Origin of the sequence: uncultured Chitinophaga sp. (genome assembly GCF_937898475.1) — a bacterium.
Lineage (GTDB): Bacteria > Bacteroidota > Bacteroidia > Chitinophagales > Chitinophagaceae > Chitinophaga.
Map to the genome: position 1 here is coordinate 1 of NZ_CALEJS010000001.1, position 2,408 is coordinate 2,408.

Sequence of the window (2,408 nt, forward strand, 5' to 3'; positions counted from 1 at the left end):
GCTAAGCAATATCTCAATAACCCCGAGCTTACTGCGCAGAAGTTTATTGCTAATCAATACAGGCCAGGCAGCCTTATGTACCGGACCGGCGACCTGGGAAGATGGCTGCCACAAGGTGAGATACAATACATAGGCAGGAAGGATGAACAGGTAAAGATCAAAGGGTATCGTATTGAACCCGGAGAAATTGAAAATGCTATTTTAACCCTGGCGGATATATCAACTGCAGTGGTAGTCACCGTTCCCAATACTGCTGGTGAGCCCGAACTGGCAACCTATTTTACCGCTAAGCGGCAGATAGATGTAGCGGAGATCCGCAGCCATCTTACAAGCTGCTTACCGGCTTATATGCTGCCGGCACATTACATGCAACTGGAGGTGCTTCCTTTAAGCACCAACGGGAAGGTAGACAAAAAAATGTTGCCTGCACTTAAGGAAGCGGGGTTGGAAGGAGACCTTAACTATGTGGCTCCTGCTAACGATACTGAACAACAGATTGCGAACATCTGGCAGGAGATACTAGGCAGGGAAAAAGTAGGGATCAGAGACAATTTCTTTGATCTTGGCGGAGACTCCATCAAAATACTGAGAGTACTGGCTGCCGTCAGAAAACAACTGAACCTTGACATACCAGTGGCAGATGTATATAAGCATCCTACTATTGAAACGTTACTTGCCAACACCCTTGCCACTAAAGATGACAGATCGCAGCTGCTGATAAAAAAACAGCAGAAAGAAGCTGAGATCAGGGCGGAGATCGAGGCACTAAAAGAAAAGATCCTTTCCACACTCAACGATACCGCGAACATAGAAGACATATACCCCATGAGCGATATTGAGAAAGGGATGGCATTTAGTTCTATGGTACACCAGGACAGCGGTATGTATCACGACCAAATGGTGCACCAGCGGCTGTTCCCCGGATTTGATATCAACAGGTTCCGGTTGGCGCTGGAACTGCTTTCAAAAAAGCATTCTATTCTCAGAACAGGCTTTAATCTCAGTGATTTTGACAGGGAAGCGCAGATTGTGTATAAAGAAGTCAGCATTGATGTTGTATACCATGATCTTTCTACCTTGAAAAGGCCACAGCAGGAAGAACAGGTGCGCCGCTTCCTGGCGGAAGAGATGAAAAAATCGTTCGATGTTAGCCGGGCGCCCCTATGGCGCATGGCGGCCTTCAACCTTGGTAATAACGAAATCGTATTTGTGTTCCAGTGCCATCACGCTATTATTGATGGATGGAGCGATGCCCTCCTTATGACGGAGCTCAATAACCTGTATCTTAAACTGGCAGCAGACAGCAAGCATATTCCCGAACCACTCAAAATATCTTACAAAGACTTCATCGTACTACATGAACTGGATAAAAGAGATGAAGACACCTCCCGCTTTTGGAAACAGCAACTAGCGGGCTTCAATAGGCTTGATATATTTACCAGGGAACATGACTTGCAGCTATTGCACTACCATCTGGACAAAAAGCTGCTTTCGCAACTGGAGCAACTTGCTGTAAGCCTGGGGACTACTGTTAAGGTCATATCCCTGAGCGCTTACCTCTGCCTGCTAAAAATACTAAGCTCGGAGCCGGAGATACTCACCGGGCTGGTCACCAATATGCGGCCAAACAGTGAGGATAGCGATAAGATACTGGGTTGCTTTCTGAACACCATTCCTTTCAACATCCACGTAGATGACCAGAAGACGGGAGCGGAATTGGCAGCCGCCGTTCATCAACAACTGATCTCACTCAAAGACAGGGAAAGGCTCAGTATGTTTGAGATAGCCAGGATACATAATGAGCAACAGCAAGGCGGCAATCCGTTCTTTGACGTGCTATTTGATTATGTAGACTTTCACGTGTATGGCACTATTGAAGAAGATGCGCAGGCAATAGAAAACCTGCAGACATTCAATACTGCCGGAGGAATTGACCTGACCAATACTTTCCTCGACTTTATGATCAACCGGACGAAGGGTAAATATGCACTAACCATCCGGTTGACGCGGAAGCTGAAGACAGGCTTCAGCGCAGAAAAACTTGCTGCCCTGTTCTGTAATATACTGGAGCATATTGTTACTGCCCCTGAGCGTCCTATCTGCCAGGCAAATTACATTGAACTCACGGAACGTCAGCTTTTGCTCAGTGATTTCAATACCACAACTGAACATTATACCGGATATCAGCCGGTTGTTACCCTATTTCGGGAACAGGCAGCACGTAGTCCCAGAGGAAATGCACTTTTTTGGGAAGGTGGGGCTGTCTCCTATCAGGCGCTCAATGAAATCACTGATCGCCTGGCCAGCCATCTCGTGCAACAAAACGAGGTCAGGAGCGGTAGCAGAATAGCTGTGATGATGGATCGTTCGGATAAGCTGATCATCGCTATACTGGCTATCCTGAAAGC

The 2,408-nt window shown here is 47.0% G+C and carries 1 protein-coding gene; it reads left to right on the plus strand.

Annotation, left to right across the window (positions count from 1 at the left end):
- Positions 1 to 2,408 (plus strand): condensation domain-containing protein (locus Q0577_RS00005; RefSeq protein WP_298731550.1); only part of this gene is annotated, 2,408 nt, incomplete at both ends.